The 15,717-nt window shown below is 68.6% G+C and carries 15 protein-coding genes; 13 read left to right on the plus strand and 2 right to left on the minus strand.

Translation table 11 applies throughout. The features are described 5' to 3' along the window. The first annotated feature begins 92 nt into the window (after positions 1–92). From DL991_RS26830 to DL991_RS26865, 8 genes are read left to right on the plus strand one after another with little or no spacing between them, the layout of a single operon-like run. Positions 93–1,562, plus strand: a complete 1,470-nt coding sequence (locus tag DL991_RS26830) for a 2-hydroxymuconic semialdehyde dehydrogenase (protein WP_125787114.1) — start codon at positions 93–95, stop codon at positions 1,560–1,562. Beyond that, positions 1,559–2,350 (plus strand): 2-keto-4-pentenoate hydratase, encoded by a 792-nt coding sequence (locus tag DL991_RS26835; protein ID WP_233599002.1) that lies wholly within the window; start codon positions 1,559–1,561, stop codon positions 2,348–2,350. Before DL991_RS26830 ends, DL991_RS26835 begins: the two co-directional genes overlap by 4 nt. Further along, complete coding sequence (locus DL991_RS26840; protein WP_125787116.1) at positions 2,347–3,279, plus strand: acetaldehyde dehydrogenase (acetylating); 933 nt, start codon at positions 2,347–2,349, stop codon at positions 3,277–3,279. The genes DL991_RS26835 and DL991_RS26840 overlap by 4 nt, the downstream gene beginning before the upstream one ends. Beyond that, on the plus strand, positions 3,276–4,283 hold the full coding sequence (gene dmpG / locus DL991_RS26845) for a 4-hydroxy-2-oxovalerate aldolase (protein ID WP_125787117.1): 1,008 nt from the start codon (positions 3,276–3,278) through the stop codon (positions 4,281–4,283). Before DL991_RS26840 ends, dmpG begins: the two co-directional genes overlap by 4 nt. Beyond that, positions 4,280–5,047, plus strand: coding sequence for a 2-keto-4-pentenoate hydratase (locus DL991_RS26850; RefSeq protein ID WP_125787118.1), 768 nt, complete (start codon positions 4,280–4,282; stop codon positions 5,045–5,047). The genes dmpG and DL991_RS26850 overlap by 4 nt, the downstream gene beginning before the upstream one ends. Beyond that, the gene (locus DL991_RS26855) at positions 5,044–5,472 is read left to right on the plus strand and encodes a RidA family protein (RefSeq protein WP_125787119.1); all 429 of its coding nucleotides are present in this window, start codon (positions 5,044–5,046) and stop codon (positions 5,470–5,472) included. The genes DL991_RS26850 and DL991_RS26855 overlap by 4 nt, the downstream gene beginning before the upstream one ends. After that, positions 5,469–5,990, plus strand: a complete 522-nt coding sequence (locus tag DL991_RS26860; RefSeq protein ID WP_125787120.1) for a 3-hydroxyanthranilate 3,4-dioxygenase — start codon at positions 5,469–5,471, stop codon at positions 5,988–5,990. Before DL991_RS26855 ends, DL991_RS26860 begins: the two co-directional genes overlap by 4 nt. Position 5,991: 1 nt before the next feature. Then, positions 5,992–6,987, plus strand: a complete 996-nt coding sequence (locus tag DL991_RS26865) for an amidohydrolase family protein (RefSeq protein WP_125787121.1) — start codon at positions 5,992–5,994, stop codon at positions 6,985–6,987. A gap of 5 nt (positions 6,988–6,992) precedes the next feature. Here DL991_RS26865 and DL991_RS26870 read toward each other — a convergent pair whose 3' ends face one another. Next, positions 6,993–7,916 (minus strand): LysR substrate-binding domain-containing protein, encoded by a 924-nt coding sequence (locus DL991_RS26870; RefSeq protein WP_125787122.1) that lies wholly within the window; start codon positions 7,914–7,916, stop codon positions 6,993–6,995. A 26-nt stretch (positions 7,917–7,942) separates the two neighbouring features. Between DL991_RS26870 and DL991_RS26875 the strand changes: the two genes are divergently transcribed. From DL991_RS26875 to yicI, 5 genes are all read left to right on the plus strand, one after another. Next, positions 7,943–9,118, plus strand: coding sequence for a carboxylesterase family protein (locus DL991_RS26875; RefSeq protein WP_125787123.1), 1,176 nt, complete (start codon positions 7,943–7,945; stop codon positions 9,116–9,118). Between the two features lie 283 nt (positions 9,119–9,401). Then, the gene (locus tag DL991_RS26880; RefSeq protein WP_125787124.1) at positions 9,402–10,679 is read left to right on the plus strand and encodes an ABC transporter substrate-binding protein; all 1,278 of its coding nucleotides are present in this window, start codon (positions 9,402–9,404) and stop codon (positions 10,677–10,679) included. Next, positions 10,676–11,560, plus strand: coding sequence for a carbohydrate ABC transporter permease (locus DL991_RS26885; RefSeq protein ID WP_125787125.1), 885 nt, complete (start codon positions 10,676–10,678; stop codon positions 11,558–11,560). Before DL991_RS26880 ends, DL991_RS26885 begins: the two co-directional genes overlap by 4 nt. Then, positions 11,557–12,369 carry a carbohydrate ABC transporter permease gene (locus tag DL991_RS26890; protein ID WP_199746693.1) on the plus strand — a complete coding sequence of 271 codons (813 nt, stop codon included), beginning with the start codon at positions 11,557–11,559 and terminating at the stop codon, positions 12,367–12,369. The genes DL991_RS26885 and DL991_RS26890 overlap by 4 nt, the downstream gene beginning before the upstream one ends. Then, complete coding sequence (yicI, locus tag DL991_RS26895; protein ID WP_125787126.1) at positions 12,366–14,615, plus strand: alpha-xylosidase; 2,250 nt, start codon at positions 12,366–12,368, stop codon at positions 14,613–14,615. Before DL991_RS26890 ends, yicI begins: the two co-directional genes overlap by 4 nt. A gap of 81 nt (positions 14,616–14,696) precedes the next feature. On the opposite strand, the gene DL991_RS26900 is transcribed toward yicI, so the two are convergent. Further along, complete coding sequence (locus tag DL991_RS26900; protein WP_125787127.1) at positions 14,697–15,704, minus strand: LacI family DNA-binding transcriptional regulator; 1,008 nt, start codon at positions 15,702–15,704, stop codon at positions 14,697–14,699. Positions 15,705–15,717 lie beyond the last annotated feature (13 nt).

A 15,717-nucleotide genomic window follows, 5' to 3' on the forward strand; every position in this document is an offset into this window, starting at 1 on the left:
CGTGTCGGCCGGTTCCGATATGTGCGTATGGGTATGGCTGGCGAGCAGATATGCATTTGTTCCGCATGGCGCGGCCGGTCAGAGTGAACGGCATGACGCAGTCAGTGCGGTGGATCCGCAACTTCGTGGACGGTGAGTTCGCCGAGCCGGACGGGCCGGGGTTCCCGGCGGTCGATCCGGCGACCGGCGCGGAGTTCGCCAGGGTGCACGAGGCCGACCGGGAGCTGGTGCACCGCGCGGTCACCGGTGCGCGCGCGGCGTTGCACAACGGCTGGGCGGACACCCCGGTGCGGGAGCGGACCGCGTTGCTGCGCCGGGCGGCCGACCGGATCGAGGCCCGGTTCGAGGAGTTCGTCGCGGCCGAGGTCGCGGACACCGGGAAGCCGATCACCCAGGCCCGCGAACTGGACGTCGCCCGCGCGGTGGCGAACTTCCGCACGTTCGCCGACGTGATCGCGGCCGCCGGCCAGGAATCGTTCGTCACCGATCTGCCCGGTGGCGCGCAGGCGCTGAACTACGCGGTGCGCAAGCCGCTCGGTGTGGTCGCGGTGATCGTGCCGTGGAACCTGCCGCTGCTGTTGCTGACCTGGAAGGTCGCCCCCGCGCTCGGCTGCGGCAACGCGGTCGTCGTCAAGCCGAGCGATCAGACTCCGTCCACCGCGACCCTGTTGGCCGAGGTGCTGGCCGAGGTCGGTTTGCCCGCGGGTGCCTACAACGTGGTGCACGGGTTCGGCGGCGACTCGGCGGGGCAGTACCTGACCGAGCATCCCGGCATCGACGGGGTGACGTTCACCGGCTCGTCCGCCACGGGAACCCAGGTGATGCGCACGGTCGCGCCCCGGGTCCGGCCGGTGTCGTTCGAACTGGGCGGGAAGAACGCCGCCATCGTGTTCGACGACGCCGATCTCGACGAGACGCTCGCCGGGCTGACCCGGTCGGTGTTCGCGAACACCGGGCAGGTGTGCCTGTGCACCGAGCGGGTGTACGTGCAACGCTCGGTGTTCGATGACGTGGCGGCCGGACTGGTGGAGCGGGCGCGCGGATTGCGGCTCGGCGACCCGTCGGCGGAGCGGACCACCACCGGCCCGCTGATCTCGCCGGAGCACCGGCGCAAGGTGCTGGACTACCTCGCGCTGGCCGAGGAGGCCGGCGCCAAAACCCTGACCGGCGGCGGGATTCCCGAGCTCGGCCCGGAACTCGACGGCGGCTCGTGGCTGGAGCCGACCCTGTGGACCGGCTTGACGAACAAGGACCGGCCGGTGCGGGAGGAGATCTTCGGCCCGGTGGCCGCGCTGATCCCGTTCGACACCGAGGACGAGGCGATCGCGTTGGCCAACGACACCGAATACGGGCTCGCGTCCTCGGTGTGGACCCAGGACCTGCGCCGGGGACACCGGGTCGCGCAGGCCATGCACGTCGGCATGTCCTGGGTGAACACCTGGTTCCTGCGCGATCTGCGCTCGCCGTTCGGTGGGATGGGGCTTTCCGGGATCGGCCGGGAGGGCGGAGCGTCTTCGCTGCACTTCTACACCGAACCGACGAATGTGTGCGTGCGGCTGTGAGCGCGCCGATCGAGGCGGCCGCCGCCCGGCTCGCGACCGCGGCGAGCACCGCGACCCCGTGCCCGCCGGTGCGCGAACTCCTTGGCGCGCAAGATGTCGACGCGGCGTATGCGGTGCAGCGCAGGCTGCGAGACGAGCGGGTCGCGGCAGGCGCCAGGGTCGCCGGGGCGAAGATCGGGCTGACCGCGCCCTCTGTGCAGCGGCAGTTCGGCGTGTATCAGCCGGACTTCGGCGTGCTGTTCGACGACATGCTGTACGCGCATACCGAACCCGTTCCGTACCGGCGGTTCCTGCAACCCCGTGCCGAGGGCGAGATCGCGTTCGTACTCGGCCGCGATCTGGACGTGCCGGGCGCTTCGGTCGCGGACGTGGTGCGGGCGACCGAGTTCGTGCTGCCCGCGATCGAGCTCGTGGACTCCCGGATCGACGCCTGGGATCTGTCCATCGTGGACACGGTGGCGGACAACGCGTCCAGTGGCGCGGTGGTGCTGGGGTGCACGCCGTTCTCGTTGACCGGCCGGGATCTCGCCGCGACCGGGATGACCTTGGAACTGGACGGGGAACCGGTGTCGTTCGGCGCGGGCCACGCCTGCCTCGGCTCGCCGGTGGTCGCGGTCGCGTGGCTGGCTCGTGCGCTGGCCGCCCGCGAGCAGCCGTTGCGCGCGGGCGATGTGGTGATGTCCGGGGCGCTCGGCCCGATGGTTCCGGTCACGGGAGCGGGCCGGTTCCGGCTCCGGCTCGACGGACTCGGCGAGGTCGACGCGGTGATCGAGGAGGAGACTCAGTGACAGCAACGGTTCCGGTCGCCGTCATCGGCTCCGGCAACATCGGCACCGATCTGATGATCAAGGTGCTGCGGTTGTCGAAGACGCTGCGGATGGCCGCGATGGCGGGTATCGACCCGGCCTCGGACGGGCTGGCCAGGGCGGCCAGGCTCAAGGTGGCCACCACCCACGGCGGTATCGACGGCCTCGCCGCGCTTCCGGAGTTCGCCGACGTGCGGGTGATCTTCGACGCGACGTCGGCCGGCGCGCACCGGCGGCACGCGGAGGTGGCCGAGGCACACGGCAAGCTTATGATCGACCTGACCCCGGCCGCGCTCGGTCCGTTCGTGGTGCCGCCGGTGAACCTGGACGAGCATCTCACCGCACCGAACGTGAACATGGTGACCTGCGGCGGGCAGGCCACGATCCCGATCGTGGCCGCGGTGTCCTCGGTCGCACCGGTCGCGTACGCGGAGATCGTCGCGTCGATTTCGTCCCGCTCGGCAGGGCCGGGAACCAGAGCGAACATCGACGAGTTCACCGAGACCACCGCGGCCGCGATCCGCGAGGTCGGCGGCGCCGCGATGGGCAAGGCGATCATCGTGCTGAACCCGGCCGACCCGCCGATCGTCATGCGGGACACGGTGTACTGCCTGGTCGAAGGCGAGCCGGACCGGGAGAAGATCGCGGCGTCGGTCCGGCTGATGGCCGAGCGGGTGCGCGAGTACGTGCCCGGCTACACACTGAAACAGGAAGTGCAGTTCGACCCGGTGTCCCGGCAATGGGTGCCCGAGCTAGGCCGGGAGATCTCCGGGCTCAAGGTCTCGGCGTTCCTCGAAGTGCTGGGCGCTGCCCACTATCTGCCGGACTACGCGGGAAATCTCGACATCATGACCTCGGCGGCGCTGCGCACGGCCGAGCGGATCGCCGAACTGAGGGGGTGGCTCGGATGAAGGTCTACCTCCAGGACGTGACCTTGCGCGACGGCATGCACGCGATGGGGCACGCGTACACAGTGGACCAGGTCCGGCGGATCGTGTCCGCTGTGGACAAGGCGGGCGTGGCGGCGATCGAGGTCGCGCACGGCGACGGTATCGGCGGGTCCAGCGCGACGTACGGATTCGGCGCGCACACCGACGAGGAGTGGATCGCCGCGGCCGCGGAGGTGATCGAGAACGCCACGCTGACCACGTTGCTGCTGCCCGGTATCGGCACCATCGGACAGCTGCGCCGCGTCCACGACCTCGGGGTGCGCAGCGCACGGATCGCCACTCACTGCACCGAGGCCGACGTGGCCGCACAGCACATCGCCTGGGCTCGCGAGCAGGGCATGGACGTGTCCGGATTCCTGATGATGAGCCACCTTTCCACGCCGGCGGCGCTCGCCGAACAGGCAAGGCTGATGGAGTCCTACGGCGCGCATTGCGTGTACGTCACCGATTCCGGCGGGCGGTTGACGATGAACGGGGTCGCCGAGCGGATCGACGCGTACCGCCAGGTGCTCGATCCGCAGACCGAGATCGGCATCCACGCGCACGAGAACCTCTCCCTGTCGGTGGCGAACAGCGTGACCGCGGTCGAGCACGGCGCGTACCGGGTGGATGTCGCGCTGGCCGGACAGGGCGCGGGGGCGGGCAACTGCCCGGCCGAGCCGTTCGTCGCGGTCGCCGACCTGCTCGGCTGGGAGCACGGTGCGGACCTGTTCGCGTTGCAGGACGCGGCGGACGACCTGATCCGTCCGCTGCGGGAACGGCCGGTCCAGGTGGACCGCGAGACGCTGACCCTCGGTTACGCCGGGGTGTACTCGAGCTTCCTGCTGCACGCCGAGCGCGCGGCCGCCCGCTACGGACTGGACACCCGGCGGATTCTCACCGAGGTCGGCAGGCGGAAGCTGGTCGGCGGGCAGGAGGACATGATCGTGGACATCGCACTCGACCTGGTACGGAGCGGCACATGATGGCCACCGCGGAGATCTCGGCGCTCGCCGACCGGCTGGACACCGCGCAGACGTCGCGCGCGGACACGCCGAGCCTCGCCGACGATCACGAGTTCGACATCGCCGACGCGTACGCCATCCAGGCCGCGCTGGTGGCCCGCCGGGAGAGTCGTGGCGAGCGGGTGCTCGGCGTCAAACTGGGGCTGACCAGCAAGGCGAAGATGGCGCAGATGGGCGTGTCGGAGGTGATCGCCGGCAGGCTCACCGACGCGATGAGGGTCGCCGACGGCGGTGAGGTCTCGCTGGCGGGCTTCATCCATCCGAAGGTGGAACCGGAGGTCGCATACCGCCTGGCCCGCGACGTCGACCTCGCCGACCCCGCGTTCGACGTGGAGTCCGCTGTGGACGCGATGGCCCCGGCGATCGAGATCATCGACTCCCGGTACCGGGATTTCCGGTTCACCCACACCGATGTGGTCGCGGACAACACCTCGGCCGCCGGGTTCGTGCTCGGCCCGTGGCGCGCGTTCGGCGAGGTGGCGAACCGGGCGGTGCGGCTGCGGTCCGGGGATCGCGAGGTGATCGGCTCGACGGCGGCGATCCTCGGCGATCCGGTGCGCGCGCTGCACGCGCTGGTCGAGCTGTGCCGGAAACGGGACATCCCGTTGCGGGCCGGGCAGGTGGTGCTGGCCGGGGCGGCGACCGAAGCGGTGCCGTTCGCGCCCGGCGTCGCCGAGGCGGACATCGCCGGGCTCGGCCGGGTTTCGGTGCGGGGGCTGGCATGAGCGGGCGAGTGATCTCCGGGCTGGCCAAGCCGAGGGGCCGGTTCCCCCATGTGAAGGTCGCGGGAGACCTGATCTTCGTGTCCGGCACCAGCTCTCGACGCCCGGACAACACCTTCGCCGGCGTCGAGGTGGACGAACTCGGCGCCACGAACCTCGACATCCGGGCGCAGACCCGCGCGGTGATCGAGAACATCCGCGGCATCCTGCACGAGGTCGGCGCCGACCTCGCCGACATCACGCAGATCACGACCTTCCTGGTTTCGATGAACGATTTCGGCGGCTACAACGAGATCTACGGCGAATACTTCGACGAAACGGGCCCTGCACGCACCACGGTCGCCGTGCATCAGCTGCCGCATCCGCATCTGCTGATCGAAATCCAGGCAATCGCTCATCTACCGAAAAGCACGGAGGTCTCTCGATGACCCGCATTCCCGACGTCGTCAATTTCCAGGCATGGATCGCCGAGCACGAGCATCTGCTCAAGCCGCCCGTGAACAACCGGACCATGGCGCTCGGCAAGGATTTCATCGTGCAGATCGTCGGCGGGCCGAATCAGCGCACCGACTTCCACGTCGACCCCTATGAGGAATGGTTCTACCAGCTCAAGGGCAACATGCACGTGAACATCATGACCGACGAGGGCCAGAAGACCGTCCGTATCTCCGAAGGCGACACCTGGCTGCTGCCGGGCGATATCCCGCACTCGCCGCAGCGCCCGGAAGCCGACTCGATCGGACTGGTCATCGAACGCGTCCGCGAGGAGGGCACGCTGGAGAAGTTCCAGTGGTACTGCCTCGAATGCGCGTCGCTGGTGCACGAAGTCGAACTCCAGGTGCGTGACATCGTCGAGGATCTGCCGCCGGTCTTCACCGCCTTCTACGGCGACGAGAAGGCCCGCACTTGCGGCCGCTGCGGTGCCCTCCACCCCGGGAAGGGTTGACATGACCGGCCTGATCGACATCCACACGCATTACGTGCCGAACGGCTGGCCGGATCTGCGCGCGGACGCCGGACCGGACGCGCCGTGGCTGCGCGCGGAGACCGAGTCCGAAGCGATGATCATGATGGGGGACAAGGAGTTCCGCCGGATCGCCGCGGACTGCTGGGACGCGGAGACGCGGCTGCTGGACATGGACGCCGACGGCGTGCGCACCCAGGTGGTCTCCCCGACACCCGCGTTCTTCAACTACGGCCGGACCGGCGAGCAGGCGGGCCGGATCGCGCGGATCTTCAACGACCTGGCGCTGGAGATCGTCGCACCGGCGCCGGACCGGCTGATCCCGTTCTGCCAGGTTCCGTTGCAGGACCCCGATGCCGCGTGCCGCGAACTGGAACGCTGCCTGGCCGCGGGGCATCGCGGGGTGGAGATCGGCAATCACGTCGGCGACCAGGATCTGGACAGCGCCGGGGTGGAGACCTTCCTGCAGCACTGCGCGTCGCTCGGTGTCCCGGTGTTCGTGCATCCATGGGACATGGCCGATTCACCCCGGCTGGACCGGTGGATGGCGCGGTGGCTGACCGCGATGCCCGCCGAAACGCATCTGTCGATTCTGGCGCTGGTGCTCGGCGGGGTCTTCGACCGGATCGACCCGAGCCTGAAGATCTGCTTCGCCCACGGCGGCGGGTCGTTCGCGTTCTGGCTCGGCCGGATGGAGAACGCCTGGCATCGGCGGAACGACGTGATCGGCACCTCGGAGTTCCCGCCGTCGCACTACCTCGACCGGTTCCACGTCGACTCGGTGGTCTTCGACGAGCGGGCGCTGCGGCTGCTCGTGGACACGCTCGGCGCCGAGCGGGTGATGGTCGGCAGCGACTACCCGTACCCGCTCGGCGAACGCCCGGTCGGCGAGGTGGTGCGCAAGAGCGGGTTCCTGAGCGAGACCGAGCGGCAGCTGATCACCAGCGGGAACGCCGAACGCTTCCTGTCCCTGTCGTGACCGTCCTAAGGGGACATTCCGGTAGCGACGTCGGTCAGGCTGCGGATCAGCGCGTCTACCGACGGGCTGAGCGTGCGCTGGGCGGGCAGGGTGAGTCCGACGCTGTGGCCGATGGGTTCCAGCGCCAGCGCGACCCTGGTGATCCTCGGATCGTCCTTGGTGATCAGGCTCGGCAGCGCGGCGATCACATCGGTCTCGAGCAGCAACTGCCGCACGGTGAGGAACGACGTGGTCTCCACCCGGTTCGCCGGGAGCGGGAAGCCGTTGCGGGTGAACAACTGTTCCAGCTCGCGGCGCAGCGCGGTCTCCGCTCCCGGCAGGATCCACGGATACTCGGCGAGGTCGGCCAGCTCGACGCCGGTGGCGCCCGCCAGCGGATGCGCTGTGCGCACCACCAGATCCACCGACTCGTCGTACAGCTTGCGCCGTTCGATCCGCTCGTCCGAAGGCGCTGTCAGCCTGCCGATGATCAGGTCGACCCGGCCCGCCTCCAGCTCCACCAGCAGTGCTTCGGGAGAGCCCTCGCGGACCACGATGGTCAGGTACGGCCGCTCGGTCTTGATCGCCGAGATCGCGCGCGGCAGCAGCATGTTCGACCCCGCGAGATGGGTGCCGACCACCACCGTGCCGCGCTCGGCGTCGGCCAGCTCGGCGACGTGCCGCCCAGCCTGCTCGAGCTGGGCGAGCACCGCGCGAGCGTGCCCGGTGAACGCCTCGCCGAACACGGTCGGGGTGATGCCGCGCGGGCCGCGTTCGAACAACCGCACGTCGAGGATCTCTTCGAGTTCGTGCAGACTTCGGGTGGCCACCGGCTGCGTCACGTGCAACTCGGCGGCGGCCCCGACCACGGTGCCCTGCCTGGCCAGCGCGTCGAGCAGGACGAGATGGCGGAATTTCAGTCGGCCGTCCAGCAGGCGAGGCAAGATCACCAGCCGATCCTACCCGCGAGGTGCGTATGACCACGATTGTCCGAACCGGACCGATTCGCTATGCCACAGCGGCGCGGTTCGCGCCGCCGGTCGCCGTTTCGGCGCGGACGCCGTCCAGCGGGGAGATCAGTCCGCAACCGCCGTCCCGGCTGGACCGCGTGATGGGACCGCCGCGCGATCGCCTGCCGCAGGGCGAGGACTGTCTCAACCTGACGATCAGCACCCCCGGCCTGGATGACGGACGCAGGCCGGTGCTGGTGTGGCTGCACGGTGGCGGATTCTCCAGCGGTGGCGGGTTGCTGGACTGGTACGACGGCGGCGCGCTGGCGGCCGGAGGCGACCTGGTGGTGGTCGGCGTCAACTACCGGCTCGGCGCGCTCGGCTACCTGTACCTGGACGGCGTCAGCCCCGGCAACCTCGGGCTGGCCGACCAGCTCGAGGCGCTGCGCTGGGTACGGGCCAACATCGAGGCCTACGGCGGTGACCCGGACAACGTGACGGTCGCCGGGCAGTCCGCGGGCGGCATCTCCATCCGGCTGCTGATGGACCTGCCCGAGGCACGTGGCCTGTTCCGGCGGGCGATCCTGCAGAGCGCGCCGCTCGGCCTCGGCTCTCGCTCGCCCGAGCGGGCGGAGAAAGTCGGCCAGGTGTTCGCCGACGCGCTGGGCACCGACCCGCGCACCGCCGGAATCACGGAAATCCTTGCGGCGCAGAGGGAAACCGCCTTGACCAACCTGCGGCTCACCGGTGACCCGATGGAGCCCGCGTTCATTCCGGTGGACACGCTCGACAAGGCGTCGTTCGCGGACAACGTGCGCGACCTCGAAGTGCTGTACGGCTGGAACGCCGACGACATGACCGCGTTCCCCGGCGCCGCCGGTACCGACGAGATCTACGTCGAACCGCTGGCCGCTTTCGGCGACCGGCTGCGCTCGGCCGGGGCCGATGTCTTCTCGTATCGCCTGGACTGGCGGCCCGAGGGGTCCGAGTTCGGCGCCACCCATTGCCTGGAACTGCCGCTGCTGCTCGGCACCGAGCGGGCCTGGCAGGACAGCCCGATGCTCGGCAAGGTCCCGTGGCCCGAGGTCGACGCCTTCGGCGCCGCCCTCCGTGCCGTCTGGGCAACCTTTGCCCGCACCGGCACCCTCGACCCCACTCCGGTCGCGGACCATCCCGTCCGGTTCGGCCCGCAACTCGCGTGATCAGAGACGCAACTCGTGTGATTGAAGCCGTAACTCACGTGATTGGAGGCGTAACTCACGCATCGCGTGTCATACGCCTCCAGACACGTCAAGGGGCTTTCGCGGGGCCGGCGAAAAGGGCCTGACAGTAGAGGTGGGAGCGCGCCCGGTCAAGACGTTGTGCTGACCGGGCGCGCGGTCCTATCGTGTCCATCGAAGCGCTTCGACAGTTCGGGTCACCGCGGATTCCGAAGGAGGCCACGATGGCCGGCGGGTATCACCGACTTCTCTGGAGGGACCTCTGATGTCGAAGCGAGTACTGGCCGCCGCGATGGTCGCCATGCTGGCCATCGCGGGCTGCGGGTCCGGATCCGGCAGCGGTGACCCGAAGACCCTGAAGCTGTGGCACTACGAGGCGCCGGACAGTGCGATGGGCGTGGCCTGGGCCGAGGCGATCAAGCAGTTCGAAGCGAGCCATCCCGGCGTCAAGGTCGCCTTCGAAGAGAAGGGCTTCGAACAGATCCAGAAGACGGCGCCGATGGTGCTCAATTCGGGCGACGCGCCGGATGTCCTGGAGTACAACAAGGGGAACGCCACCGCGGGACTGCTGTCCAAACAAGGACTGCTGACCGACATCAGCGAAGAGGTCGCCAAACGCGGCTGGGACAAGCAGCTCAACCCGGCCCTCCAGACCACCGCCCGTTACGACGAGAACGGCGTGATGGGATCCGGCAGCTGGTACGGCGTCCCGAACTACGCCGAGTACGTGAAGATCTTCTACAACAAGGACATGTTCGCGCAGCAGGGCCTCGAGGAGCCGAGGACCATCGAGCAGCTGACCGCGGCCATGGCCAAGTTCGCCGGTGCCGGGGTCACGCCGCTGGCCGTCGGCGGCTCGGAGTACCCGGCGCACCAAGTCCTGTACCAGCTCGCCCTCACCAAGGCCGACCGCGGCTGGGTGGACCGCTACCAGCGCTACACCGGCAAGGTGGACTTCCACGACGCCGCGTGGACCTACGGCGCGACGACCTTCGCCGATTGGGTGAAGAAGGGCTACATCAGCAAGGATGCCGCCGGCGTCGACGCCGAGGCGATGGGCATGTCGTTCATGCAGGGCAAGTACCCGATCATGATCAGCGGCAGCTGGTGGTACGGCAGGCTGGTCCAGAGCATCAAGGGCTTCCAGTGGGGTTCGGTCCCGTGGCCGGGGATGACCTCCGGTTCCGCGGGCAACATGTGGGTCATTCCCAAGGGCGCGAAGAACCGCGACCTCGCGCTCGACTTCATCGCGATCACGATGTCCCAGCCCGTCCAGGACAAGCTCCGTGAGGCAGGCGGTGTCCCGGTGGTGAACAGCCCCACGCCGCCGGCCGAGCCGCGGCTGAAGGATCTGGTGGAGGACTTCACCACTCTGTCCACACAGGACAGGCTGGCGTTCTATCCCGACTGGCCCGCTCCCGGATACTACGACGTCCACGTTTCGGCGACGCAGAAACTCATCACCTCGAGCGCCCAGCCGTCGCAGGTGCTCGACGAACTCGCCAAGCCCTACGAGGAGAATCTGGCGAACGTCGGCAAATGACCAGGGGACGGGGAAACTACCTGCTCTTCCTGATCCCCGGCGCGGTGCTGCTGGTCGCGGTGATCCTGGTGCCGTTCGCGATGAACATCGGCATCAGCTTCACCCAGTGGTCCGGCGCCGGCGATCCGAAGTGGACAGGGCTGGACAACTACCGGCGGTTGTTCGCGGACGACGTCTTCTGGGCGTCGTTCCGCCACAACCTCGGGCTGGTGGTGGCGATGGCCATCGTGCCGACCGTGGCGGGGCTGGTGATCGCGGCCGCGCTGTTCGACTTCGTGGCCAAACGGTTCGGGACGCGGGCGGCCAGCGTGCTGCGAGCCTGCGTCTACCTGCCGCAGGTGCTGCCGATCGCGGTCGCCGGGATCGTGTGGAGCTGGATACTCGCGCCCGAGGGCGCGGTGAACGAACTCCTCTCCGCCGTCGGGCTCGGCTCGCTCGGCCAGAACTGGCTGGGCGATCCGGATTTCGCGCTGTGGAGCGTGATGGGCGTGATGGTGTGGATCCAGGTCGGCTATCCGGTGGTCATCTTCATGGCGGGGATGCAGCGTGCGGATCCCTCGCTGCACGAGGCGGCGGAACTGGACGGCGCGTCGTGGTGGGGCCGGTTCTGGCATGTGACGGTGCCACAGCTGCGGCCCGAGGTCTTCGTGGTCCTGCTGACCTGCACCATCGCCGCGCTGAAGGTGTTCGGGCCGATCTACGTGCTGACCAGGGGAGGCCCGGGAGGGTCGACCAACGTGCCGTCGTACTACTCGTTCCAGAACTTCTTCGAGAAGACCCAGGTCGGCTACGGCGCGGCGATCGCGACCGTGCTCACGGTGCTGATCCTCGTGCTCACCACGGTGTTCCTCCGTGTCCAGAGGCGGGGTGAGCACGCGTGAAACGGCAGGTGACGCTCTGGTCGTTGATCGTTCTCGCGGTCGTGATGCTGGCGCCGTTCCTGGTCGTGGCGCTGAACGCGCTGAAGTCCCCGGCCGAATACGCGGCGGACGGCCCACTGTCCTTTCCGGACGGGGTGTACCTGCAAGGGCTGATCGACTTCTGGGTCCGGGTCGGGTTTGGGCAGAAACTGCTCAACAGCGTCGTGATCAGCGGGTCGGTCGCGGTGCTCGCGGTGGTGATCTCGGTGCTGAACGCCTACGCGCTGGGCATCGGCAGGGTCCGCGGCCGGACGTGGATCCTGGTCGCCTTCCTCATCGCGAACACGCTGCCGCAGGAAGCATTGGCGTACCCGCTGTACTTCCTCGCCAACGAGACCGGTCTCTACGACACCCAGCTCGGCGTGATCATCATCTTCACGATCATCCAGGCAGCGTTCGGCACCTACCTGCTGTCCTCGACGTTCGTCGGATTCCCGCACGAACTGCTCGAGGCCGCCTATCTCGACGGCGCGAACAAATGGCAGACCCTGGTGCGGATCGTGGTGCCGATCAGCAGGCCCACTCTCGGCGTGCTGTTCGTGTTCTTCTTCATCTGGACGTGGAACGAGTTCTTCCTGCCGCTGATCCTGCTGATCTCCAACGACACCCAGACCGTCCCGGTCGCACTGGGTGTGCTGCAGGGCCAGCGGATGATGGACGCGACCATGACCAGTGCCTCGGCGTTGCTCGGGGTCATCCCGGCGATCGCCTTCTTCCTGATCTTCCAGCGGACGTTGACACGTGGCATCACGGCAGGGGCGGTCAAATGAAGTTCAGCAACGGCTACTGGCTGCTGCGCGACGGGGTACAGGCGGCGCATCCGGTGGAGGTGTACGACCTCACCGCGGAGGACGGCCGGATCGTGGTGCACGCGCCGACCCATCCCGTCCGCCACCGCGGCGACCTGTTGAAGGGACCGGTGGCGACGGTCGGATTCTCCTCGCCGATGCCGGACGTGATCGGGGTGAGCGTCACGCATTTCGAGGGCGGGCTGCCGCGAGAGCCCCGCTTCAGGCTGTCGACCGTCGGCGAGGAGGCGAAAGTCTCCGAGGACGGGCACACGCTCACCGCGGGCGCACTGTCGGTCCGGCTGCATCGCGGCGAGGGGTGGAAGGTCGACTTCGTCGCGGACGGCAAGGTGCTCACCACCAGCGGGGCCAAGGGGATGGGCTTCATGAGCCTCGACGGCGAGCATCATGTCCGCGACCAGCTGGACCTCTCCGTGGGGGCCCAGGTCTACGGGCTCGGCGAGCGATTCGGACCGCTGGTGCGCAATGGGCAGGTCGTCGACATCTGGAACGCCGACGCCGGCACGAGCAGTGAACAGGCCTACAAGAACGTCCCGTTCTATCTGACCAACGCCGGCTACGGCGTGTTCGTCAATCATCCGGGGCACGTGTCCTTCGAGGTCGCCTCGGAAGCGGTGTCGCGGGTGCAGTTCAGCGTCGTGGGCCAGTCGCTGGAGTACTTCGTGATCTACGGTCCGAGCCCGAAGGAGATCCTGCGCAAGTACACGGCGCTGACCGGCAGACCGGCGCTCCCGCCCGCGTGGTCCTTCGGGCTGTGGCTGTCGACGTCGTTCACCACGTCCTACGACGAGGAGACCGTCTCGGGATTCGTCGACGGCATGATCGAACGCGACCTGCCGCTGAGCGTGTTCCACTTCGACTGCTTCTGGATGCGCGAGTTCAACTGGTGCGACTTCGAATGGGACCCGCGGACGTTCCCGGACCCCGTCGGCATGCTGGAGCGGCTGAAGGCCCGCGACCTGCGCATCTCGGTGTGGATCAACCCGTATGTGGCGCAACGGTCACCGTTGTTCGCCGAGGGCGTCGCGGGCGGGTACCTGCTGCGGAAACCGAACGGCGACGTGTGGCAGTGGGATCTCTGGCAGCCGGGGATGGCGCTGGTCGACTTCACCAACCCCGCCGCGCGTGAGTGGTACGCGTCCAAATTGGACGCTCTGCTCGAACAAGGCGTGGACTGTTTCAAGACCGACTTCGGCGAGCGGGTGCCGACGGACGTCGTCTACTTCGACGGATCCGATCCCGAGCGGATGCACAACTACTACACCTATCTCTACAACCAGACCGTCTTCGACGTGCTCCGCGAACGGCGCGGGGAGGGCGAAGCCGTCGTGTTCGCGCGCTCGGCGACCGCGGGCTCGCAACAGTTCCCGGTGCACTGGGGCGGCGACTGCGAATCGACGTACGAGTCGATGGCCGAGAGCCTGCGTGGCGGCCTTTCGCTCGGCCTGTCCGGTTTCGGGTACTGGAGCCACGACATCGGCGGCTTCGAGGGCACCCCGGATCCGGCGCTGTTCAAACGCTGGATCGCGTTCGGGATGCTGTCCTCGCACAGCAGGTTGCACGGCAGTTCGTCCTATCGGGTGCCCTGGCTGTTCGACGAGGAGGCCGTCGACGTCCTACGGGTGTTCTCCAAGCTCAAGGCGCGGCTGATGCCGTACCTGTGGCAAGCGGCGGCACAGGCGGCGGCCGAGGGCACGCCGATGATGCGGGCGATGGCGCTGGAGTTTCCGGCCGATCCGGCGTGCGTCCACCTGGAGCGGCAGTACATGCTCGGCGACTCGCTCCTGGTGGCGCCGGTGTTCTCGGACGAGGGAGAAGTGACGTACTTCGTCCCGGACGGTGTGTGGACCGACTTCTTCACCGGCGACGAGATCCAGGGGCCGAGGTGGGTGACCACCGTCTGCGACATGCTCACCGTCCCGCTGCTGGTGCGTCCCAACACCGTTCTGCCGCTGGGCGCCGTCGACGACCGGCCGGACTACGACTATGCCGCCGGCGTCACGTTGCGGCTGTACCGGCTGGAGGACGGCACCAGGATCACCACCACCGTCGGCGGCTCGACGTTCCGCACCCGTCGGGAGGGCGACAGCGTCCATATCGACGTCGACTCCGCACCCGACGGCTGGCAGGTGGCCTTTCCCGAGGATGACGAGCCAATCGTGGCGGCGGGAAGTGCCTTGACCATCCGCGGCGCCGGCTCCCCGTAGGGCAGCAGGAGTGCGCGCCCAATGTGGCATGGGGGACGCTCAGCGCCTCCAATGCCACATTGGGCGCACGCCACGCGACACCTAGGAAGGGGCCGGGCCGGTGCTGCCCCGTTCGGTCAGGCGGGGTGACAGCAGCCGGACCTCGGCCTGGCCTCCGTCGTCGAGACGGCGCATCGCCATCTCGACGGCGAGGCTGCCGAGTTCGGCGGCGGGGATGGCGATCGACGTGAGCTGGACGGACTGCGCCTCGGCCATGTCCTCCGGGCAGACGGCCAGCACCGAGATGTCCTGGGGAACCTGCTTGCCGCGATGGTTCAGTTCGGACAGCAACGGGCCGAGGATGGCCTCGTTGTGCACGACCAGCCCGGTGACGCCAGGGTGTTCGGCGAACACGTCGTCAAGACAGTCACGCAGCGCGTCGTAGGAAGGCGCGCAGGGGAACGAACCGGCGCGGACCTTGCGTTTCGTGGCCGTCTGGCGGAAGCCGCGCAGGAAACGTCCCGCGTAGCTCGTGCCGCGTTTGTAGACCGCGGGGGAGGGGCCGATCAACGCGACCTCGCGATGGCCGAGGTCGGCCAGATGCGTGACGCTCGCGGCGCCGGCGGCGGTGAAGTCGAGATCGACGCAGGTCAGGTCGCCGGGGTCGGAGGGAACCCCGATCAACACCACCGGCCGGTGCAAGGATCTCAGCACCGGGAGGCGGGGCTCGGAGGTTTCGACGTCCATCACGATCAGCGCGTCCGCGATGGCGGACGCGGCGATCCGGCGCAGGCCGTCCGGACCTTCGTTCTTGGTCAGCAGGAGGACGTCGTGGTCGTAGGTGCGTGCCTCGGTGACGGTGGCCGCGACGAACTGCATGACCACCGGGACGTTCAGGTCCGTCCGCAGCGGGACGACGAGCGCGAGCACGTTGGTGCGGCTGCTGGCCAGCGCGCGGGCGCCCGCGTTCGGGTGGTAACCGAGTTCGCTGATGCTGTGCTGGACGCGGCGGCGGGTGTCCTCCGAGATCGAACGCCGTCCGGACAGCACGTAGGACACGGTGCTCGGGGAGACCCCGGCCGCCCGGGCGACGTCTGCGATGGTGACCATCAGCCGATGATAG

The sequence above is a fragment of the Amycolatopsis sp. WAC 01375 genome, assembly GCF_003947325.1.
In the GTDB taxonomy this organism is placed as follows: domain Bacteria; phylum Actinomycetota; class Actinomycetes; order Mycobacteriales; family Pseudonocardiaceae; genus Amycolatopsis.